General features: G+C 43.9%; 23 protein-coding genes, 1 pseudogene and 1 riboswitch. Of the genes and pseudogenes, 7 read left to right on the top strand and 17 right to left on the bottom strand.

The window, feature by feature from the left end:
• Positions 1–65: 65 nt before the first annotated feature.
• Together ACFQ1X_RS04230 and ACFQ1X_RS04225 are read right to left on the bottom strand one after the other, a co-directional pair.
• Positions 66–1,157, bottom strand: a complete 1,092-nt coding sequence (locus ACFQ1X_RS04230; RefSeq protein WP_144840264.1) for an FAD-dependent oxidoreductase — start codon at positions 1,155–1,157, stop codon at positions 66–68.
• A gap of 15 nt (positions 1,158–1,172) precedes the next feature.
• Positions 1,173–1,754, bottom strand: a complete 582-nt coding sequence (locus ACFQ1X_RS04225) for a CDP-alcohol phosphatidyltransferase family protein (RefSeq protein ID WP_144840265.1) — start codon at positions 1,752–1,754, stop codon at positions 1,173–1,175.
• Between the two features lie 188 nt (positions 1,755–1,942).
• Here ACFQ1X_RS04225 and ACFQ1X_RS04220 point away from each other — a divergent pair, with 188 nt between their 5' ends.
• The gene (locus ACFQ1X_RS04220; RefSeq protein ID WP_144840266.1) at positions 1,943–3,823 is read left to right on the top strand and encodes an FAD-dependent oxidoreductase; all 1,881 of its coding nucleotides are present in this window, start codon (positions 1,943–1,945) and stop codon (positions 3,821–3,823) included.
• 114 nt (positions 3,824–3,937) lie between these two features.
• Here the strand turns inward: ACFQ1X_RS04220 and ACFQ1X_RS04215 are convergent, their stop codons facing one another.
• Together ACFQ1X_RS04215 and ACFQ1X_RS04210 are read right to left on the bottom strand one after the other, a co-directional pair.
• Entirely contained in the window at positions 3,938–4,252 is a 315-nt protein-coding gene (locus tag ACFQ1X_RS04215) for a DMT family transporter (protein WP_144840267.1), read from the bottom strand.
• Positions 4,252–4,593 (bottom strand): DMT family transporter, encoded by a 342-nt coding sequence (locus tag ACFQ1X_RS04210; RefSeq protein WP_379081494.1) that lies wholly within the window; start codon positions 4,591–4,593, stop codon positions 4,252–4,254. Before ACFQ1X_RS04210 ends, ACFQ1X_RS04215 begins: the two co-directional genes overlap by 1 nt.
• 54 nt (positions 4,594–4,647) lie before the next feature.
• Positions 4,648–4,744: riboswitch (guanidine-I (ykkC/yxkD leader) on the bottom strand.
• 190 nt (positions 4,745–4,934) lie between these two features.
• Here ACFQ1X_RS04210 and ACFQ1X_RS04205 point away from each other — a divergent pair.
• The 6 genes from ACFQ1X_RS04205 to ACFQ1X_RS04180 all read left to right on the top strand — a co-directional run bounded on the left by ACFQ1X_RS04205 (position 4,935) and on the right by ACFQ1X_RS04180 (position 11,287).
• Entirely contained in the window at positions 4,935–5,369 is a 435-nt protein-coding gene (locus tag ACFQ1X_RS04205) for a MarR family winged helix-turn-helix transcriptional regulator (RefSeq protein WP_144840268.1), read from the top strand.
• A 69-nt stretch (positions 5,370–5,438) separates the two neighbouring features.
• Entirely contained in the window at positions 5,439–6,422 is a 984-nt protein-coding gene (locus ACFQ1X_RS04200) for a ring-cleaving dioxygenase (protein WP_144840269.1), read from the top strand.
• Positions 6,423–7,129: 707 nt separating this feature from the next.
• Positions 7,130–7,708: a nucleoside/nucleotide kinase family protein gene (locus tag ACFQ1X_RS04195; RefSeq protein ID WP_144840270.1), complete on the top strand. Its 579-nt coding sequence runs from the start codon at positions 7,130–7,132 to the stop codon at positions 7,706–7,708.
• Positions 7,689–8,255 (top strand): D-glycero-alpha-D-manno-heptose-1,7-bisphosphate 7-phosphatase, encoded by a 567-nt coding sequence (locus tag ACFQ1X_RS04190; protein WP_144840271.1) that lies wholly within the window; start codon positions 7,689–7,691, stop codon positions 8,253–8,255. The genes ACFQ1X_RS04195 and ACFQ1X_RS04190 overlap by 20 nt, the downstream gene beginning before the upstream one ends.
• Positions 8,256–8,937: 682 nt before the next feature.
• Complete coding sequence (locus tag ACFQ1X_RS04185) at positions 8,938–9,618, top strand: TrkA C-terminal domain-containing protein (protein WP_379081489.1); 681 nt, start codon at positions 8,938–8,940, stop codon at positions 9,616–9,618.
• Between the two features lie 64 nt (positions 9,619–9,682).
• Positions 9,683–11,287, top strand: coding sequence for a pyruvate oxidase (locus tag ACFQ1X_RS04180; protein WP_144840274.1), 1,605 nt, complete (start codon positions 9,683–9,685; stop codon positions 11,285–11,287).
• A 494-nt stretch (positions 11,288–11,781) separates the two neighbouring features.
• Here the strand turns inward: ACFQ1X_RS04180 and ACFQ1X_RS04175 are convergent, their stop codons facing one another.
• From ACFQ1X_RS04175 to ACFQ1X_RS04115, 13 genes and pseudogenes are all read right to left on the bottom strand, one after another.
• Entirely contained in the window at positions 11,782–12,390 is a 609-nt protein-coding gene (locus ACFQ1X_RS04175; RefSeq protein ID WP_144840275.1) for a 3'-5' exonuclease, read from the bottom strand.
• A 51-nt stretch (positions 12,391–12,441) separates the two neighbouring features.
• Entirely contained in the window at positions 12,442–14,448 is a 2,007-nt protein-coding gene (locus tag ACFQ1X_RS04170) for an ABC1 kinase family protein (protein WP_144840276.1), read from the bottom strand.
• Between the two features lie 553 nt (positions 14,449–15,001).
• Positions 15,002–15,808 (bottom strand): MBL fold metallo-hydrolase, encoded by an 807-nt coding sequence (locus ACFQ1X_RS04165; RefSeq protein ID WP_144840277.1) that lies wholly within the window; start codon positions 15,806–15,808, stop codon positions 15,002–15,004.
• Between the two features lie 619 nt (positions 15,809–16,427).
• The gene (locus ACFQ1X_RS04160; RefSeq protein WP_144840278.1) at positions 16,428–16,880 is read right to left on the bottom strand and encodes an SRPBCC family protein; all 453 of its coding nucleotides are present in this window, start codon (positions 16,878–16,880) and stop codon (positions 16,428–16,430) included.
• Positions 16,881–17,049: 169 nt separating this feature from the next.
• Positions 17,050–17,511 (bottom strand): SRPBCC family protein, encoded by a 462-nt coding sequence (locus ACFQ1X_RS04155; protein WP_144840279.1) that lies wholly within the window; start codon positions 17,509–17,511, stop codon positions 17,050–17,052.
• A 31-nt stretch (positions 17,512–17,542) separates the two neighbouring features.
• Positions 17,543–18,265, bottom strand: a complete 723-nt coding sequence (locus ACFQ1X_RS04150; RefSeq protein WP_144840280.1) for a 3-ketoacyl-ACP reductase — start codon at positions 18,263–18,265, stop codon at positions 17,543–17,545.
• 72 nt (positions 18,266–18,337) lie between these two features.
• On the bottom strand, positions 18,338–19,078 hold the full coding sequence (locus tag ACFQ1X_RS04145) for an AAA family ATPase (RefSeq protein WP_144840281.1): 741 nt from the start codon (positions 19,076–19,078) through the stop codon (positions 18,338–18,340).
• 204 nt (positions 19,079–19,282) lie between these two features.
• Entirely contained in the window at positions 19,283–19,627 is a 345-nt protein-coding gene (locus ACFQ1X_RS04140) for a general stress protein (RefSeq protein WP_379081482.1), read from the bottom strand.
• A gap of 217 nt (positions 19,628–19,844) precedes the next feature.
• Positions 19,845–20,417, bottom strand: coding sequence for a histidine phosphatase family protein (locus tag ACFQ1X_RS04135; protein ID WP_144840283.1), 573 nt, complete (start codon positions 20,415–20,417; stop codon positions 19,845–19,847).
• A gap of 106 nt (positions 20,418–20,523) precedes the next feature.
• The gene (locus ACFQ1X_RS04130; protein WP_144840334.1) at positions 20,524–20,793 is read right to left on the bottom strand and encodes an OsmC family protein; all 270 of its coding nucleotides are present in this window, start codon (positions 20,791–20,793) and stop codon (positions 20,524–20,526) included.
• Positions 20,794–20,994, bottom strand: a complete 201-nt coding sequence (locus ACFQ1X_RS04125; RefSeq protein ID WP_144840284.1) for a hypothetical protein — start codon at positions 20,992–20,994, stop codon at positions 20,794–20,796.
• Positions 20,995–21,134: 140 nt separating this feature from the next.
• Positions 21,135–21,629: pseudogene (locus ACFQ1X_RS04120) on the bottom strand (DUF5694 domain-containing protein); the annotation flags it as partial.
• Between the two features lie 26 nt (positions 21,630–21,655).
• Positions 21,656–21,874 carry a hypothetical protein gene (locus ACFQ1X_RS04115; RefSeq protein WP_144840286.1) on the bottom strand — a complete coding sequence of 73 codons (219 nt, stop codon included), beginning with the start codon at positions 21,872–21,874 and terminating at the stop codon, positions 21,656–21,658.
• Between the last annotated feature and the right edge of the window lie 295 nt (positions 21,875–22,169).

Below are 22,169 nucleotides of genomic sequence, written 5' to 3'. Positions count from 1 at the left end.
GTATTGCTCTTCCTATACCCTAAAGTTATGCCAATTAACCTAAACCCCATTATGTATTCCGCATTTTATTCATAGAGCTTTTTGTATCGCTTCATGAATTGGCGGTCAATTGTCTGCTTGATCAGCCAGGGCAGTTTTCCGTGGATCCGGCGTTTTCCGTAAGTTAATAAAGCTTCACCGTCACCTGTAGAAAGAATGGACAGATATCGTTTTTGGGGATTAAAGGATTTGAGTTTATCGGAAACAGCACTGTTCATAAGATTGTGCCACAGGATCGGACCTTGCCTGACTGCATAAACACCGTTCTTGGGCAGGTTTGGATTTTCTTCAATAGAGATGCAATCTCCCGCTCCAAACATTTCCGGGTATTCCACACTTTGCAGCTGATTGGTGACGAGAAGAAAACCCCTGTGATTTGTCGGCACACCCGAAGACTTGAACAGGTCCGTACTGCTCGGACCGGTTAACCACAGGACATCGGATTGTGGAAACGACCGGCCATTATGTGTGTAAACTCTATCGTCGTCAATTTGTTCAACTTTTTCTCCCGTATAGTATGGCAGGGCTTTACGATCTGCTATCGCTTCGATGGTATCCGCCACCCCATTGCCCTGGCTGTGCAGAAGGGGAGTGGAACTCAAAAGGACAACATTCGCTGGAAGCTGTCGCTGTTTTCTCCAGGCATGAATCGAAAACGACAGCTCAATCCCCGATGCGCCGCCACCTACAATGACCGGGGATACAGCCTCCCTGATCCGCATTAGTTGCTCCGGAAAAAGATGATTCGGCTTTATTGTTGAAATTTGTTGTTGAAAACCCTGTGGCACAGCAGTTATTGAGCCAATATCAAAAGATACAAGGTCATAGCCGTAAACAGAGCCGTGAGCACCTGTCAGTTGCCTGGAATGTGGATCTATCGAAACAATTCGGTCAGCTTTGAAATCTGCACCAATTTTTTCGCACAGCCGCTTCAGGTCAATCCTTATATCCTCCAAAGTATAAACGCCTTCTGTAAATCCGGAAAACATCCCGGAATAATATTGATGGACGGATGAAGAAATTAAAAGCACACGCCATCCCGGAAGTGATTGTTTGTTCATCTGCTCAAGGCAATGCAGATGAGCATGCCCACCTCCAACCAGGACTAGAGTTTTCACTAAACCACCTCCCATCTATTTTAAAATTTTTCTTGCTTCTGTCATGCGTTGGAAAATGGTAATGATTTGCATGGCCAAAAAAATCAGAGTAATGGCAGTTAAATATGTTGAAAAGATAATCATTAGGGTAAAGAGAATAAACCCTTCGGTTCTTTCAGTGAGTCCGGCCTGGTAATAAAAGGATTTCATTCCTTGTTTGTCGGACAGGGCGCCCACAGTGAGAAACACAGTCATGGCTATAATGATGGATGCACTCAACAGCAACAATGCCCACATCGATTCGGGAAATCGGAATGCCAACCCTAAAATAACGGAGATTTCCACTAGGCGGTCAAAGCTGATATCCAACAGGGTTCCCCAGGAGGAAGGCTTTGTTTTCCGGGCCATGGTTCCGTCCACTACATCCAAATAACCGGATATCCACAGAGCCAATACAGCCAGGAAAGGAAGGTCCAGATAAATGAAAACACCGGAAGAGATTCCGACTGCGAAGGCAGCTTTTGTTACGCCATCAGCTGTAAAGCCCCGTTTCAGTAAAAAATCAGCCGTTTTTTCGATTACAGGCTGAATATATTTTCGTGCATGAGTATCCAGCATAGAATCACCTTTTCGTTTAAAGATAATATCAGTATAGTATAACTTTGAAATTCAAACCTGTATTTTTGCTTTAATGCAAAAGACATAGTATAGGATTTGTTGCGTCAACTCGAGGGAAAATAAGAACAGGTATTCAAACTGTATGGTTAAAATACAGTGAGTAAAGGAACAGAAAGGAAATGGTATAGATGGTAAAAAAATACGACATAGCAGTAATTGGAGCGGGTGCCGCCGGTCTGACAGCTGCATTTACAGCTGCGGGATTTTCAAAAAAAGTAGTGCTGATCGACAAAAACCTGCCGGGTGGAGAATGTACCTGGTCAGGCTGCATTCCCAGTAAATCATTGATCAATATTGCTGAAGAAGTCCATCATGCAAAAAAATACACACCGGATCTTCAAGTCGATACAGCAGTTGTATTGAAAGATATACAGGATATCATCCAAAAAGTTTATGCAGGTGAATCCCCGGAAGTTTTGAAAGAGTCGGGCATCGATTTCATCAATGGTTATGCAAAATTCGTCGGCACCCACACTGTGGAAGTTGAAGGCGAGCGCATTGAAGCGAAGAAGATCATCCTGTCTACCGGTTCATCTCCATTGGTGCCGCCGATTGAAGGGCTTGATAAGGCGTCGTATTTGACGAATGACTCCATTTTTAACCTGACAACCTTCCCCAAGACAATGACCATTCTGGGGGGTGGGCCAATTGGAGTTGAATTGAGCCAGGCATTGAACCGGATTGGGGTCCGTGTGACAATCGTCGAGAAATCCGAAAGAATATTGCCGAAAGATGAGGAAGACCAGGTACGGCTGATTCATCAGCGCCTGCTGGATGAAGGGGTGACGATCCATACTTCTGCAACAGCAGTCAAAGCTGCACAGAACGGTGAGAAAATTGATCTGGTTATCGAAAAGGATGGCAAGGAAACGACGATTACCAACGAAGGATTATTGGTGGCACTTGGCCGCAAAGCGAATGTGGATGGCTACAACCTTGAAACAGCTGGTGTAAACTATGATTCGAAAAGTATCCAGGTGGACGATCATATGGAAACGAGCGCAAAAGGGATTTATGCCATCGGGGATGTCGTGGGACCATACCAGCTATCGCATATGGCAAATTATCAGGGCATCACTGCCACACAAAATGCCATTTTACCGATCAATAAAAAGATCGATTACGAACAGGTGACATGGTGCACTTATACGGATCCTGAACTCGGCAGGGCCGGTTTGTCAGAAGAGCAAGCACGTGAGAAATACGGAGAAGACATCCGGGTTTATGAACATGATTATGCTGATATCGACCGGGCCAACACGAAAAAAGACAGCATCGGCCACGTGAAGGTTATCCTGGATAAAAAAGGCTACATTCTTGGTGCAAGTATACTGGGAGACCGTGCAGGGGAAATCATCAGCCAGATCCAGACGATTAAATCGCTTCATATCAATATGGGTAAATTATCGGGTGTCATTCATCCTTATCCGACCTATAGTGAAGTACTGGTGAAAATCGGCAAAAAAGTGTATGTCGATAATCTTATGAATCAGCCGGTTGTGAAAACCTTCAACAAAGCGAGAGCCGGCGAATTGCCTGCTGAAAAAATAGCGATTTTCGGCGCTGTAACTGTTGCAGGAATCGCTGTTGCCAATATGGCCATTAAGAACAACATCAAACCCAAGCTGGGAGTGAAAGACGGACAGTTGAAAGAAGTGCCGAAAACACCGAACGCTGTTTCCTCCCAAACGAAAGCTGAGGATAAATATGTGCCGGCCTTTCCCTACTCAGGAAGCCGGGAGGAAGCGGAAAAATGTTTGATCGGTATGCTGAAAGGTTATGAAGGGGTGGATATTGTTCAGGTAGAACAGAATTATGTCTATGCTATTGCCAAATCAAAGGCATTCAAGTTTAAAGACGATCTTGAATTCTACTTTAACGATGATGATGGACAGATCGAATTTCGTTCAGCCTCTCGTGTCGGCTATTCAGATGCAGGAGTCAATCGCGAGCGCTATGAAGAAATGAAAAGAAGATATATGACCATCGCTTCACACAAACGCAGCTAGTGGAAAAGAAGAGATATTATGTACTCTTTACGCGTTGGTTGATAACTTTCTCGGCAAAAGTAAAGAAGGCTTCCGGAATTTGCCGGAAGCCTTCTTTTTTGATGAAAATTGAATTCAGGAAACCATTTTCAAACCGACTGCAGAACCGAGCACCATGGCAATGAAAAGGATGCGTTTCCAGTCTCTTGCTTCATTGTAAAAAAGCATGCCGAGGATCGCGCCACCGGACGCACCGATTCCCGTCCACACTGCGTAGGCCGTTCCCATCGGAAGCGTCTGCATCGCCAGTGACAGGAAGATGAAACTGAGTCCGAATCCTAACAACATCAGCAGGAAGGCCGGCCAATTCCGTTCCAAATGCCATTTGTTGATCATTGCCACGCCGGCCATTTCAAAGACACCAGCGGCTACAAGAAACATCCAGGCCATCACGCTTCAACTCCTTTTTCGGGATGATCATCGGTAACCAATTTCAATCCGATGACTCCAGCAAGCAATACACCAATCAGCAATAGTTTCGCCAATTGCAGCGGTTCACCGAAAAACAGAATTTCTGACAGTACGGTTCCGGCTGTCCCTATGCCGACAAAAACCGCATAAACCGTGCCGACCGGCAGCTTTTTTCCTGCCATGATCATCAGATAGAAACTGATGATGATCGCCAGTATCGTTCCGCTCCATGGCCAGAAGCCGTCCGCATGTTTCAGGCCAATGACCCAGAAAACTTCGAAAAAAGCCGCAATATACACTTTTGTCCATTCAATATTCATGCTGAAACCTCCTGTTTCCAAATAAAAAAGCCTGGGAAGCCACTGTTAAACAGTTTCTCCCAGGCTTTTGTCCTTCCGTGTCACAGCAAGCTGTGCGTTTTCTCTCGGACCAGGCCAAGCAGCAGCTTGCGGAACCCTAGAAAACATTTTTGTTCTATATGATTACCCCAAATTATACACAGGTTTGCGGAGGAGGGGTAGTAAAAGCTTTTGAGTTCGCGGGAGAATTGTTAAAAGAAGTACCAGGGAGGGAAGCAGTCCTGTTGACAGTTAAATTTCAGCATGATATACTTATCTCGAATTAAAGATATATGAATTACAAATAATATGAGGTGAAAAGGATGGAAGTGCTGAACCGCAATTTAAAAGCCGTCACTGTCATTATCCGGGCTGCTGATGCCATTCGTGAAGTGATTAAAAGCGATGCAGCAAGCAATGGCCTTAATCCTACCGAATTTTCCGTACTGGAACTGCTGTATCATCAGGGCAGACAGCCGATTCAAGCTATCGGCAAAAAAGTATTGATTGCCAGCAGCAGCATTACGTATGTAGTCGACAAGCTCGAAGCAAAAGATTATGTCAAACGTTCGGAATGCGCGGAAGACCGCAGAGTCACCTACGCAGAACTGACTGATGAAGGCAATGGTTTGATGAACCGGATCTGGCCGGAACATGAAGCGAAGATCGATGAATTATTTTCGGGCTTGAATGACGATGAAACCGAAGCGATGATCAGCGATCTGAAAAAAGTGGGTTATCAGGCAATGAAAGTCTAAAAAATTTTATGGGAAATTATCCTTACTTCGAGATAATAGCAACGATAACCTTAAAGGAGAGAATCAATAATGAATGAATTAAAAGGTATCCACCACGTAACCGCAATCACCAGCAGTGCAGAAAAGAACTACGAATTTTTCACCTATGTACTGGGCATGCGCCTTGTTAAAAAAACCGTCAACCAGGACGATATCCAGACCTATCATTTATTCTTTGCCGATGATAAGGGGTCAGCAGGAACCGATATGACATTCTTCGATTTTCCTGGAATCCCCAAAGGCAGCCACGGCACGAATGAAATCTATAAGACCTCATTCCGTGTACCGACAGATGCGGCACTGGAATATTGGATCAAACGCTTTGATAAATACGAAGTGAAGCATACCGGCATCAAAGATCTATTCGGCAAGAACACCCTTTCTTTCGCCGATTTCGATGATCAACAGTATATGCTTGTGTCAGATGAACTCAATGAAGGGGTAGAGTCAGGCACGCCATGGCAAAATGGACCCGTTCCGCTCGAGTTCGCAATCACCGGTTTGGGACCGATGCACATCCGCATTGCGCAATTCGATTACCTGAAAGAAGTGCTGGAAAAAGTGATGAACATGCGGGAAATTGAAAAAGAAGGTGCGTTGCATTTATTCGAAATGGGCCAGGGCGGAAACGGTGCACAAGTCATCGTCGAATACAACGCTATCCTGCCAGCCGGCCAGCAAGGGTTCGGCACGGTCCATCACACTGCTTTCCGTGTGCATGACACAGCAGCATTGAACGAATGGATCGATCATATGCAAACGGCAGGCTTCGGCACTTCCGGCTATGTCGACCGCTTTTTCTTTGAATCCCTTTATGCACGAGTGGCACCGGGGATTTTGTTTGAGTGGGCAACCGATGGACCAGGCTTCCTCGGGGATGAGCCATATGAAACGCTTGGCGAAAAGCTGAGTCTTCCGCCATTCCTTGAAGTACAGCGCGATCGCATAGAAAATATGGTGCGCCCGATTGATACTGTCCGGAGTACGCGGACGATTGAAAAAGAGTATTTGTAAGAAATAATTTTATATATGTTGAAATATAGAATTAGGATTTCTATATCGCTCTGGCGCTATGGACAAGGGTAAAGAATATGCTCCTGCGCACTGCTCGTCGCAGAAGGGCCAAAACAAAGATTATGCTCCTGCGCAAGCTCGTCGCAAAGGAGGTGCCATCTTCGTATGGGCACACCTTGGCTCCCGCAATAAGCTGAAATGACCACTCGACTTATTGCTCCGTCGGCATTCGCCTGCTCCTGAGCAGCGCCAGTGCTGAGAGAATTGCTTAGATATGGAGCAAAACAGCGCAGACGCCCAGGGGAGCAGGCGAATGCCGACGAAGTGCAAGATCCACTCGGGCGAAGTGAAACGAGACCGAGTTAGCTCAGCGCGAGCCAAGTGTTGGCCGAAGGTAGTTCGGCCGACGCTTTGCGACGAAGCTAGCGAAGCGATGCAGGAGCAGCCTTAAAATCGTGCTCCTGCAGTGCTGCGCACTTCGTCGCAAAGACAGTTTCCGTGCAGGACACGTCTACTGTCTTCGAAGCTGTTTTGCGGAATATCGGTTATAAAAAATCTTTAGTTCAACTTAAATAGAATAAGTTTGAAGGTGCCTCCGCGGCATCTTTTTTTATTGGCACAATACTTTTGGCTAATGGCATAAATTCTATAATCAAAACGAGTCTTCCTGTATGATTAAGAAAAAGAAGCAAAAGGGGAATCGAGCCATGGAATCTATAGCAGCACCGTTTGTAATTGCAATTGCCAGTGTATCAGGCGGCGGCAAAACGACCGCAGTCGAGAGCTTAACGCAAGTTCTGCCGAATGCCAAAGCGCTTTACTTTGATCAATACGACTTCGCAGGACCCGAGGATATGATGCAATGGCTGGACAAGGGAGCCGATCCCAATGAATGGGACCTGACGCCATTGTTGGCTGAGCTGAAACTATTGCTTGCCGAACCGTTGGATTACATAATTCTGGATTTTCCTTTTGCTTATCAGCAAGCCCAGTCCTGCCGATACATCGATTTCACTGTATTCATTGATACACCGCTCGATCTCGCTTTATCACGCCGGTTGATGAGAGATTTTTCCGGTGCTGCCGGGGATAGGATACTTGAGGATGTCCGCTATTATGCCCGGAGCGGCAGAGAGGCATATCTCCATATGTTATCGACGATAAAACCGGATTCCGATGCAGTAATAGATGGCAATCAAACCGTTTTAGATATCGTTCATTCAATTGCTGAAAAAAGTAAGCTCTTTCGAAATAGGGGGATAACAAATGAAAGCAGTTTTTCTTGACCGTGACGGAACGATGGGCGGAGATGGCCATGGCATTGATCCCGACAAGTTCACGATGTTTGATTTTACGCCTGTTGCCATTAAATTGCTGAATGATGCGGGGGTGAAAGTGTTGCTGTTCACCAATCAGTCCAGGGTGGGAAGAGGTTATTTTACTGAAGAGGAATTGCTCAAGGGCTTTGAGAAGATGGAAAACGAACTGAAAAGACAATCTGCCTTTCTGGACGGCATTTATTATTGTCCGCATCATCCGGAGGACAATTGTGACTGCCTGAAACCCGAAACCGGCATGCTGGAGCGGGCCAGAAAGGAACATTCTCTTGATCTTGGTCAATGCTATGTGGTGGGGGACAATGGAGGCTCGGACATGCTGGCTGCAAGCCGGGCCGGCACCAAAATGGTATTGGTGAAAACCGGCAAGGGAGAAGATTCGCTCACCGAATACAATAGCCATTGGCCAGGTACTGAACCGGACCATATTGCTGAAAATTTATTGGGAGCGGCAGAGTGGATTCTGAACGATCTGAAGGGTAAGAATAACACATAAACATAATCACCATAAAAGCGGGAATGTCCTTTCAGACATTCCCGCTTTTACTAGTTAAAACTCGGTTCTAATGGACAGCGGTTGACTCGGTGAAACGGCGCAAATCGAGAAAACCAGGATGACAGGTTCTTGTAAGTTAAGAAATCACTTTTTCTTGGAGCCGTGTTGGAGCTGTAACACAGTTAGGACATTCAGTATAATCTTTCTCACCTGTCAGCCTTTTGACATAAGCAGAGCAAGTCGTGAATTCCCGGTAATTGACAGGGGTGTTAATAAACCCGCAGGAATCTCCTGCAAATTTTTGGGAATGGATTCTTTTTCTCAGGTGATCGACAAAATACTTCATGTATTTCACTCCTCTAATGCCTAGATAACGGATGTGCAAAAGCAATTCCGCACTTGCGTTGATAAGGTATATTTGTGCTGAAGTCAGAACCTGGTGAAACAATAGAGCAAGTGACGATATCAGGTATCAAGTCGAATGATTTCAATAATATCTTTCTCTTCACAATATCCAGTTTATTCGGGGAAGTAAAGATAAATTAATATATTTTTGATTAAATATTAAATATGAATGATATTGCACTGAACGTTATTTCTTATTTTTTAATCATCCTGTTTAGGGCAGTAAGGGTTTAAAAACAATTTCATAAGGTAAAGGATAGAAAATGAGGTGATGTTCATGTGGAATTTTTCGTTTATTGCCCTCTATGCATTGATAATGGCAATTGTAATTGAAATAGGCGTGATACTTTTTCATATGACTGGCCTGAAAAAGGAAATTGCGCGCTACCAAGTGATATCCATGTTGACGGGCACTGGCTTTACTACGGAGGAATCGGCTCTGATCATTGACCATCCGATCCGGAGACGAATCAGTAGCGGGATCATTCTCTTCGGTTACTTTTCCCTTGCAGTCATCATTTCCTCCATTGCAAACTTGCTCTCCAATGATCTTCGGATAGAATTGCTGTTCATAATCATCTCCATTTTACTGGCAGCGCTACTGATTTTTAGGAATAAAAAGATTTTTGCCACTTTGGAAAACCGCTTCGAGCATGAAATGGATACCGAATACAATTTGGAAGACTGGCCGATGAAGACCGCACTTGCTCTTGATGACGAAGAGATGGTGGCCATTATCGAAATCAAAAACGATTCCAACTATATCGGTGCTAAAGGCAAAACTTTAGTGGAAGAAAATCGTGATGTCGTCCTGCTGATCCTCAGGAGAGGAGATGAAATTCTGCGTTTCGACCTTTTTGAAGAAGAGCTGCAGGTTGGCGACAAAGTGATGGTTATCGGGAAAGAGGATGATATAAAAGAAAAATTTGAAGGAATGCTATCGGAAGATGAGACGTAAACAATTAAAAAGTGAACAATTAAAGTAAACAAGTGTTATACAATGCGAAAAAAGGAGTGATTTGATGTTCGAAAAAAAAGCAGGGGCCTATGTCATTGATCTTTTAAAAGAATGGCAGGTTAACCATATTTACGGTATGCCCGGTGATTCAATCAATGAATTCATGGAAGAGCTGCGGAAGGAAGAAGCAATCCGGTTTATCCAGATTCGCCATGAAGAGACCGGTGCACTTGCTGCGGCTGCTTATGCCAAATTGACAGGGCAAATCGGTGTCTGCATGTCTATCGCCGGTCCCGGAGCGGTTCACCTGCAAAACGGCTTGTATGACGCGAAAAAAGACAAAGTGCCGATGCTGGCGATTGTCGGCCAGGTCAGCAGCGAATTGGTCGGAACAGATAATTTCCAGGAACTGAAACTGGAATCGATGTTTGAGCAGGTTGCGGTCTACAATAGACGTGTGCAGACAGCCGAGCAGCTGCCGGACATGCTGAATCAGGCAATTCGGACAGCGTATGCAGAAAATGGCCCAGCAGTGCTGATTGTTTCGGACGATTTATTCAGCACGAAGATAAAATATGAAAAACCAATGACTTCAGCTTCGTATTCCCAACCGAAAATCAGAGCGGCGGCGGAAGACCTGAAAAAAGCGGCAGAATTGATTGAAACTGCAAAAAAACCAGTCATTTTAGCAGGCAAAGGGGCAAAAGGGGCAGTAGCCGAGTTATTGTTGTTTGCTGAAGAGATCAAAGCGCCGGTTATCGCATCATTTCCTTCAAAAGGCTTGATTCCAGATGAACATCCAAACCATTTGGGCCATCTGGGGCAATTGGGTACTGAACCGGCTAAGGAAGTTATGAAGGAAGCGGATCTTCTGATATTGGCGGGAACCGCTTATCCTTATCGGGATTATTTACCGAGCGACGCAACTGCTATACAGATTGATATTGATCCGGCTGTCATCGGCAAATATTACCCGGTAACTACAGGCATTGCCAGCGAACTCGAACCCGTGATGGCCTGGTTGATTGAGAATATTGAACCAAAACAGGAAGATTTCCTGAAAAAGTACCAGGATAAACGGGACAAGTGGGATCAGCAGTTGCAGCAGGAGATGGAGCGGGAAACAGAACAGCTGCAACCGCAGCAAGTCATAGCAGAAGTGCAGCATATTTTGGAACCTGGAGCGGTCGTATCTCTCGATGTCGGAAGCGTGACGCTTTGGTCAGCACGTTATTTAAAATTGACGGATCAGAAACTGGTCGTTTCCGCGTGGATTGCAACGATGGGGTGTGGGTTGCCCGGAGCAATAGCCGGAAAACTGGCATATCCCGAAAAACAAGTAATCGCTTTAATCGGTGATGGTGGATTTTCAATGGGCATGCAGGATTTTGTGACAGCGATCAAATACGATCTGGCAATCATTATTGTGGTCATGAACAACCAGAAAATTCAATTGATTGAAACTGAACAGGAAGAAATGGGGAATAAACCGACGAATATTGAGCTGGCCAATATTGATTTTGCGGCGTTTGCTGAAGCATGCGGCGGCCGCGGATACACAGCCAGAAACCGGCAGGAGTTAAAAGAAGCGCTGAAAATGGCTAAAGCCGGCAACAAAGCTGCGGTAATTGATGCGTATGTGGAAGATATTGATTTTGAGACGCTGTAAAGTTGAATCAGAGATGATTTGGATTAAATGGAATGATAAAAATTGGAATGCAGCAAACAATTAAAAATTGAAACTGTACAAAAAAGATTAAAGAAACAAAAAACGAGATTGCTGAAAGTTCCACAGGCAATTTCGTTTTTTTGTTTTGTGACAGTATGAACATATTTAATTTTATGTCATCAGCAATTTTAACACCAATAAAACAGAAACTTACACGGATCAACTAAAACGTTATTAAATGAGATAATCTGAAATTCGGTCCATTTTATCGAAAAAACAGCTTTCGTCTCAATATCATGAGTATACTTAGTTTTTGATACTCAACTTCCTATAATTTATATTATGTCTACTTAAATATTTTTTAGCTTTATAGAGGTTTAATTTTCATATACCCTATCTCTTATACCCTTTTCTATTACTTAACGAGAATAACATGGATCTTAAAAGCGTGAAAACCGTTTTCTTACTCGGCTTTCACGCTTTCTTTTATTTCATTACATCCGGTCAATACAAAACTGATAGATCGCAGCCGTCGCCAGACAATCGCCAAGCGCATCGTGCGCATTATGCTCCAGTTCCAGAAATGCTGATAAAGTCGTCAATTTATGGTTCGGCGTCTCCGGTATCACTTTACGCGCCAGTTTCACTGTATCAATAACCGTATACTCCGGTATCGGCGTGATTTCCTCCAGTGCATACAGAAATCCCATATCAAATGGCGCATTATGTGCAATGATCGGCAATCCGCCAATAAAAGCAATTAACTCGTGTGCCACATCTTCAATTATCGGTGCATCGCGGACATCACTGTTCGTGATGCCGGTAATGCGCGTAATTGTGCTGGAAATGGGCTGTTGCGGATTGATCGTTACATACATCGTATCTTTGTGCATATGGCCGATGTATTTTACAGCACCGATCTGTAAGATTTTGTCGCTGCCGGCACGCAAGCCGGTCGTCTCAAAATCCAACACAACATAATCATCGACCCGTTTCATGCTTGATTTGTATTTACGGGGCTTTGCTGGTGCTTTTTTTGTCCAGGACGGGCGGGTTTCGCGCATTTTCTGTTCCAGAATCTCTCTTGGGTTCGGGCGTTCCATATAATCACTCCTTCTTACTCCTGCAGTCTCTCTGAAGAAGTTTTAAACATTCTATAAGCCGCTGGTCCGTTTCATATCCCGGATAGCCTGAATGGACAGTCTCACCAATAGGACTACACTCAGGAACAAACCTGCGTAAGAGGCTATATTTAAATATACCGCATAGGCCGTATCGATAAACTGTGCTATGGCCAATAACGCGGATGACACAAGTCCAAACGTGATTCCTGTCATCAACAGAACGAACCTGGAGAATAATTGCGTGATGAACATCGAGTTATGCTTGTCTGAAAATATATCATGATGGAGGATCACTTTGCCGGATTCAATCCGCCGCACCAGCCGGTCGAGCCTTTTGGGCACTTTTGCAAGCTCCGGCAGCCAGACAGCAAGTTCCTCCTCGAGTCTCTCTTTTGTTGCTGAGGGTTGCATGAATGGTTTGAACAAATAAGACGCCTTGTATTTTTTGGCAAACGTCTTTGATTCCTTGAACATATCAAATTGGGGATCCATTGTATGGATGGTGCTGTCCAGGACGATAAGTGCACGAAGTGCCGTACTGACCGGCGAATAGAATTTCAGGTCAAAATCACGGACAATATCGAACATGGAATGAATTAATTCCCTTGTTGGTATTTTATCAATATAGGTGATGCGCTGTAAAACCTGTCCAATTGCATATTCAAACTTTTTCCGGTCAATGGATTTTGTCTCCTGCACCATAACCAAAATGGAATCAGTAATAACATCAGCATCATTCTGCTGAATGCCGATGACAAAAAGATTCAACGCTTTTTGCTGTTCCTCGGAAAGTCGGCCTACTGCACCAAAATCAAGGATTATCGGTTTCCCGTCCATCTTATCAATAAAGATATTTCCAGGGTGTGGATCAGAGTGGAAAATACCATAGAAAAACATCTGTTCCAAATAGGAAAACAGGATCGTCCGTGCAAACTCACTGCGATCCACCTGGAAGTTTTCAAATAGCTTCTGTCCGTTGGCAATGCTTTGGCCTTCCAGATATTCAAGCACTATCAATTTATCATTGCTGAATTCGGTGTAGACTTTCGGAATCCTGATGTCCTGGTCACTCTGCTCGATAATATTCGCCAACTGGACCGTGTTGCGAATTTCTATTGTAAAATCCACTTCCTCGCGCATGTTTCTGGCAAAACCGATGGCCAGGTCCCGTATGCCGATATTATTGATCCATGCAGACTTTGTTGACAGCCATTCGGTAAAAGCCACCAGCAAATTCAAGTCGTCGCGCATAATCCGCTGAATATCCGGCCTCAATAGCTTTACCACAACATCATCACCATTTTTCAGCAACGCTTTATGCACTTGCCCGATGGAACCGGCTGCAATAGGATCCATATCCACTTCAGCAAAAACATCTTCAATGCGATAAGGCAGTTTCTCATTCAATAAAGCTTCCACCTGCTGGCTCGTCAGCGGTTTAACATTTTGCTGCAGCGACCCGAGTTCCTTGATGAATGCAGGCGGAAATAATTCACTGTGTGTCGACAGCATCTGGCCGAACTTGACGAAGATTCCGCCGCTTTCCTCCAAAGTTTCCCGAAAGGCTCGCGCCAATTCGCGGTCATTTCCGCCGCGATGCCGTGCATATTCCAGCGCCTGTGAAAATCCATTCCGGAATGAAATTTCGAGTAGTCTGCTGAGACGTTTTTGTTCTCTCAGCCGGCTTCTCCACCGGATAAACTTAAGCCCTCCCCCTACCTTCCGTTCACCCAGTTCACCCAATTCAACTGGATCAAACAACTCGAAGAACAGATACAGCAGCATCGAAATCAGCAGCATGCTGCCAATCCACAGGATGGCTGTTTCATCCTGGACGATCTGGATGGTATCGAAATCCGTGAAATCGGTAAACCGGAGATAGGAATACCAATAGAGAAAAGTTGTCAGTGCAACGCCCATAGACACTGACAGGATGCGCTTCTGAAAGTTAATCTTCGGCCCCATCAATCGCCCGCTTAAATAATAAATGATGAAAGCAATGACCAATAATTCCAGAATGAACTTGATATAACCCATTCCAGCCACACCCTCCCGAATTATCAGAATAAATTGAAAAATTCTTATAACTCAGTATATCAAAAATCCGATTTTAAATTCGAATAAAGAAAAAAATCCCCTCGAAAGGAGATTTTAGGTAAACGGTACAAGTGTAACTAAGAATCGATATTCCGCAAAACAGCTTCGAAGACAGTAGGCGTGTCCTGCACGGATACTGTCTTTGCGACGAAGTGCGCAGCACTGCAGGAGCACGATTTTAAGGCTGCTCCTGCATCGCTGCGCTAGCTTCGTCGCAAAGCGTCGGCCGAACTCCCTTCGGCCAACTCTTGGCTCGCGCTGAGCTAACTCGGTCTCGTTTCACTTCGCCCGAGTGGATCTTGCCCTTCGTCGAAACGACGTTGGAAAGCCAACGCCGCTTCTGCTCCCCTGGGCGTCTTCGCTGTTTTGCTCCATATCTAGGCGTCACTTCTTCGCAATGAGCGTAAGCAGGAGCATAATCTTTGCAATGTCCAAAGCAACGAACCGATATACAAAAGATAATTCTTTAATTCAACTTAAATAATATGAAACTTTATCTTGGTGATTCCGCCTGACACTCATCCAGAATCGAGTTGACCAGATGGATTGTATCCCATTCGTTATTGGAGAACTGGATAATGGGGTAGTTACCCGGGAACAACAGCTGTGCTATTGCCCTCGGAGATTCCCCTCTTGCAGCCAGTTCTTTTACTTTAATCGAAACCTCGTCCAGATAACGAAGCTTCTGATTCAAAAGCTCCCTGCCGTTTTCAAGGTATCCGGCATGGCTGCAATAGATGGCTTCAAAATCGAATTCGAGCAGAAGCCGAGTGGATCGCATGATTTGTGGTACCGATTCGGCTTCCATGCTGACCTTCGTCCTTGCTGCGACAAATAAATCACCGGTGAAAAGGATCCTTCTCTCTTTATTGTATAAAGCAATGTGATCGTCAGCGTGTCCCGGCGTATGGATGACTTGCCAGGTAAGATTCCTGGAATGCATTACAGTATTTATAACCTCCGGTGAAAAAGCTTTTCTTCCTCCCCAGGTGTATCTGCGGTAATCGGGGTAATCACCATCGTCCAGGCAGCCGGCAAGTCCCACAGGATGGATTGAAATCGGCTTGGCCAGATGCTCTTGAATCCACGCAGCATTGCCAGTATGGTCTTCGTGGTTATGCGTCAGCACAAGCTGATCAAAGCTATTGTCCCGGAAGAACGGCAGCAATTCGTTCTGCAATTTTTCCGGACCGCTGTCTATCAGCATTCCATCAATGAGATAAACAAACACCTTCTGCCCGATTGTTTCTATCAGTCCTTCAGCGCACAGCACGCCTCCGCGTTCGTAAATGGTAAGCATGAAAAGATCAGACCTTTCTTCTTGAATTAATTGATGTAACACCGTCTTGAGTGGAAATTCTACAAGGTATATGTTTTCTTGCTGCTCTTTTCTACTATTCTACATTTTATTTGAAGAATTTGTAATTAATTTAAATAATGTATGCTGTCTAATGGGTATGAGTGAATCACCAGTTGCCCTCCCCTTTCCCCTATCAGCATAATAAACGAATTGGATGTCCGTTTGCTTATTAAGCTTACAGCACCTGATTATCTTCCAAGGAACTGTTAATTGTGATTGAAACTTGCCAAAATCTCCGGATTATTCACTATCGATTTGCAGTCCGGTGTTTGGTACCGTTGAATTAAGGGATTCTGCTGGTTCTTTCGGCTTCTTGATTGCTTGTTTTTATTTTTTATTCTTTTATCCTTATGTAATTTACTACATATACTTGTTTTTTCATGATAAATCCAACCGTTTCTGCTTATCAAAGACTTGCCTATACTTTTTGGAGCAACTTCTTATAGTACTCTTCGATTTTCACTGCTTCATAAATTATACCCGACCACTCCCCATAATCGGTGCGATAATCAAAAGTGAGCAAAAAAATAACAGGAGCATTGCCTGCCCCCGTCCAACTTTAGATTTTCAGGGCCTCTTCTTCAACCCGTGCCATAAAATCTTCGACAATTTTCATATGGCTCTTTCCGCCGGCCATTTTCAGCATGGTCCTGCCGAGGAAATTGCGTCCCTGGTTGCAGCCGGAGTAAATGAACTTCGTCTGATTGTCATGGAGTTTAATCAAAGTGAAACATAAGTCTATTTCAACAGCATTGCCTATGACAAAATAAATTTGCTTATGCTTTTTGTCAGGCTGATCCTCGTAAGCCAATGTCTCGACTACATAAGTCTCGGTACGCTTACCTTCTTTATAGCTCTGCATATGCTTCGCGCCGGTTTCCCGCTCCGTCTTCTCGATGAGTTCATGTTTTTCAACCTGGGGCATGATCTTCCGGATATTGGCGTCCGCAAACAAACTCCACACTTTGTCAATCTGTTGATTGATGACCTTGTCTTGTTCCCATTCAATCATTACGCCTCTCTCCTTCCTGATTCCAAAATACCCAATAACACTCATATGTTTGTTCATTTAAGCTAGTGGTCTATGTATCTTGCCCTGTTATTTTCTTCAATCAATAAAGTATAGCGTGATTTTTTGTAAAACAAAAGAAAGCCTGGAGAACCAGACTTCCTTAACAATCTTATTCGGCTGTATTTTTTTCAGCTTTCGTTTTTACGCGCTGCATAAAATCGCGGATGGTTTCCTGGCGCCTTTTTTTGCTGCCCGCCAGCAACATGGCTTTGCCGGTGATGGTGGTCCCTTTTTGCGCGCCTTCATAAGTAAAAAGAGTCTGATCATCGGCTTTCTTATCCAGTGTAAAGATATAATTGATTTCGAACATGCTGTTCATGGAAAATCGGGTGTGGCGGACTTTTTTATTGGGTTTATCGTCGTAGCGCATGGTTTCGACTATATAAGTTTGCAGCTGCTTGCCTTCCATATAGCTTTGGGCATGTTTGGCACCTGTTTCATCATTTTCGTTTTCTACGAGCACATGCTCATCCAGTTTCGGGTACAGAGTTTTCGCATTTTCATCCGAAAACAATCGCCAAACCTTGTCTATTGGCTGTTCGATCATCATTTCTTCTTTCCATTTCAACAAATCAATGCCCCCTTGCTTGTTCACGTCAATTTTAGAACGGATTCGTCGCCCACAGGCTCGACTTCGGAATAAAAATCCGCGGGTTGAGTTTTAATTGAGCTACCATATATTCGGCCAGATCTTCTGCCTGCATGAATTTCTCTTCACTTTTTTCCGGCTTATTCCCCCCGCCGAAGAACTCCGTGATGACGAGGCTCGGAGTCAGCGCGAACACACGGATATTGTGCTTGCGTACTTCCTGTGACAATGATTCCGTCATGCCGAGCACGCCGAATTTCGATGCACTGTATGCACTCGAGCCTTCTGTGCCTTTGACGCCGGACATCGAGGAAATATTGATGATATCGCCACCGTTTTTTCCGATCAATTGTGGCAGTACAGCGCGCGTCACATAATACATGCCCATCAGGTTGACATCGATCATTTTCTTCCATTCAGCCGGATCAATTTCGAGGAACGGGCCGAATGTGCCGATGCCTGCATTATTGATCAGAATATCAGCTTCGCCGAGTTCTTCAGTTAGTTTCGCCACTGCCGCTTCGACCTGTTCCATAGAGGAAACATCTGCGGTCGCATAGGAAGCTTTTACACCTTTGCTCTTCAATTCTTCCGCCACCGCCTGCAGATCTGATTCCGTCCGTGCCATCAAGCCGATATTGACACCCTCTTCTGCCAGAGCGATCGCCGTTGCTTTTCCGATCCCCTTGCCCGCTCCGGTAATATAAGCCGTCTTGCCTTTCAATGATTGTGCCATCATGCATTCATTCCTTTCTTTGGATAGATAAACTTTAAACATTCCTTTTAAGGTTTCCCTCTTCTGATAAATCTACACTTCCGGTTCGTCCTCCAATATATCTTTCAGGAACTTTTCCCGGTGGTCCAGAAAATATTTGGTGATCTGGTAATGATCTGTTTGCTCATAGTCAATTTCTTCAATTTTTCCTTCATCAAAACTCAGAATCTTAGCGCCGGGAAAGCCCAGTAAAATGGGTGAATGGGTCGCAATGATAAATTGGCAATTCCCTTGCACCGTCAAATCATGCAGTATCCGCAAAAAAGCCAGTTGGCGCTGAGGGGACAATGCAGCTTCCGGCTCATCCAGAAGATAGATGGCGCGTTCATAAAAGCGATTCTGAAAAAGTGAGAAGAACGATTCCCCGTGTGATTGCTCATGCAAAGAGCGGCCGCCGTAACTCCGATAAGCATCGGGATCTTCTTTCTGCAATTCGTCGATATGACTGGCAAAATGATAAAACGACTCGGCTCTCATGAAAAAGCCATTGGTGATTTTGGGCATCCATGACAAGCGGAGATAATCTCCCAAAACAGAATCGGAAGCATGAACCTCATACGTATTATTCCGTCCCCCGCCCGCTGTGTTGAATTCACATTTCTCGGCAATGGCCTCAAGCAGAGTCGATTTTCCGGAGCCGTTCTCACCAACGAAAAAAGTGATATTGCTGGTCAGCTCCAACTGGCTGAAACTTTTAATAGCCGGAATTGTGAAAGGGTATTCGTTAGCATCGATTTCGGTTTCATTGAGCAAGCTTATTCTTTTAAGGAACATATTTTCACCTGCTGAGTTATAGTATTTGATTTTTCTGCCTGTTCGGCAAAAAACCAGTTTCCTTATTTTAGCATATTGGAGAAGCCATCCCCCACCTAATCTTTCACATAGTAATACCGGCTGAAACAGCCTTTAACAAGATCGACAGCATTATAAAAAAACTACCAGGAACACTGGGTTCATGGTAGTCCTTATTTTTATATTTTAAAATGTCCGTTTATCATTTCGATAGTCTGTATATAGTATAATTCCGTCATTATCGAGAATATCGTGAAATTCATCGATTTCTGATTGGCTTAAATCCAGTTTGGTTAACTCTTCCCGTACCGCGTCTTTTCCGGTGAACATTGATTTGAATTTGTCTGTGATGGTTTCTATTTCGTGTGTGTGAACTCCTTCTTGCGATTCAACAGAGTTAAGAACATCCGCATTATTCGCCAAAACATGAATTTCATTCTTGTTATATCCCCACGATTTCATTTCTTCCACTTTTTCTTCAAGTTCTCGAGCCGTATAAACCACTTCAAATTCACGGTTTGTTGTTTTCATGCTAATCAGCCTCCTGTATATCGTCTTACTTTTGTTTACCCGTACATCCAGGACGCTAAAACATGACTCATTTTTTGTAACCTTATCCAATATCCGGATTATATGGAGAACCATTTATCCCATATATTGACGACACTTGGACGCTGGCTATGGCAGTTTTATATGAAGCCAGAGAGGAATATACCTTACAATAAATTTTATTCAACTTTTATGTAAATCACTCTACCATTAGACGAAACGACTCCGTCTCTTGCAGGAAGTCTTCCCGGGTAAAGCGGCAACCTGAAATCTTTTGCCGATAAGAAGTAATAGTGCCGTCATGCGTGACAATGTGAATTTTCTCGCTTTGAAGGTTCCTGCAATAATCAATGAACTCTTCAGCCAGTAGGTTAAATTTATCTTCAGAGAGGACATTGATGCCTGTTGTCCATAAAGAAGCAGCCAGATTTGGTGGCGGAACAAAGGATGTGAATTCATCTTGCAGTCTGGCTGGATCCAACGATTCATCACATGGCAATGTCGCAGCATCCGATCGCGCTGGGAAAATACGGGGACTTACCAACGGATGCACCACTCTTTTGCATTCCATGTTCTCACTCCAGATGGCAGCCGTTTGGAGGGTTCTTAAAGTCGGGCTGACAATTAAAACGTCTTCAGAGGTTAATGGAAGGGTAGATCTTAAATTTTTCGCCTGGTTCATCCCTTTGATGGTCAATGAGGGATGACTCAAGTGAAGACTTTCCGGTAAATTCAATGTATGTTCGCCTTGCCCGTGGCGAATAAAAATCAATTCTACTTTTCTCCCCCCCTCTTTTCCTCAAATTGACTGGAATCAAAAAAGACTGCAGATAATCTCGATTGGACTGAGTTTGTCTACAGTCTATACTTTACTTTTGTTAATAGGTTTCAATGTCCCATGAATGCTGGATGTCTACCGCCCCTTTGAGGGTTTGCGCCACAGGGCAACCTCTATCAAAGATAGACAAGGCACGTTCTGCCGCTTCTTGTTTACCAGCCGGCACCTTCACATGGTAGTGGGCAGTAATTTTCGTTACTTTTAATACACCATCCGGTGCTTCGATTGTACCTTGAACGTCTGCCCACACTTTATCTGGGGAAGTCGGAATTTTACGCGCTTCCAGCGCGCCTGATAATGTCCCGACCAGTCAACCACCGGCAGATGCCACAATATGGTCCAGCGTTGAAGGGTATTCCGGGTCGGTCTCAACACCGTAAAAAGCACGAACTCCTCCGTGTACACCATACAAAACAGGTTCTTTAAAATCCCCAATATACGCCTCGCGTATTTTATTGGCAGTGTCTTTTTGGATAATGGTTATTTTCGTCAACTCGATCGGTTCACTCACTTAATCATCCTCCTTTTTATTGTTCCACTTCAGGTTTACCCGTATTTTATCATTTTAGACAAAAAGGAAAGAAGCCTATTCCTAAGCTGCGTCTCTTCTGATAGTTCGAGATTTGTAAACCTACTCTCCCAAGCATGCCTTTAAATTAAATAATCACTTGCAACTTCCACATTAAAAAGATTGCTTTCTTTTAAAAATTGCAAGAGTAAATGAAGATGGCCAGCCCCATATAAAACAAAAATCCGTTCTTCATCTGAGTTGATTAAATCAACCAGATTTTTATAAATAAGCATATTCCGGAAATACCAATACTTTGCGGTCCATACTGCACCGGTCGGGTTGTCCTGCTCTTCTGCCAATACCACCTTCATCTAGAGTTCATGGCCTCTTGAAATCTGTTTCGGATCATTCAGCCATACCAGGAACTCCTTAAAGGTATGCTTTTGTAAAGAGGTTTCCATTTGAGACGTCATTTCCTGTCCGATTGTCATGGCCGCATTATAATAAATGTCGTCTGCCGAATCGCTTGGGCTTGGTAATCCTGGAACATCCTTTTGATTCCCATTCCAATCTACTGCATAGACTTGTTCAAAGCGGCATTCCTTCGCTAGACGGTATCCTACCTGATCGGTCTCATTAACATTTAATGTATATTCTCCATTTACATAAGAAACATATTGCTCATTGAGTTTTTTTCATTCTTTTTTACAACTTCTAACGCCACTTTGGTTGGCTGGAATTTTTTCAGACAGTTAATAACATCCTGTATTTCCTCCTGCCTTATTTTCGATAGCATGTTGTCTTTCTCAGGTTTAAACAAATCACCGTTATCTTTTGCAGAAAAATGATGAGTTCCAAGAACCAATATAGTCGGTTTCATACTATCGTCCTCCTCCAAAGTAAGTTAATTATGCTGCATCCCAACTAACTTCAAAAAAATCATTCGTCTTTTTTCTACTGGAAATGAATTGACTGAATTAACTATTCTAAATTACTAATATTATCTTACACAAAATCACTTTGCAGTCCCTCTTTTTAGTATATACATATTTCCCTTTATTTTACATATAATTTTAATGATTCGAAACTTGTATCGACGAAAAAGGACAGAAGATGCTGAACAAATCGCATCTTCTATCCCTTGGTATTTTAATAGCATTTGATAAGCCATCATA

Source organism: Metaplanococcus flavidus, assembly GCF_042675885.1.
Taxonomy (GTDB): Bacteria; Bacillota; Bacilli; order Bacillales_A; family Planococcaceae; genus Planococcus; species Planococcus flavidus.
This window is presented reverse-complemented; position numbering and strand designations above follow the sequence as displayed.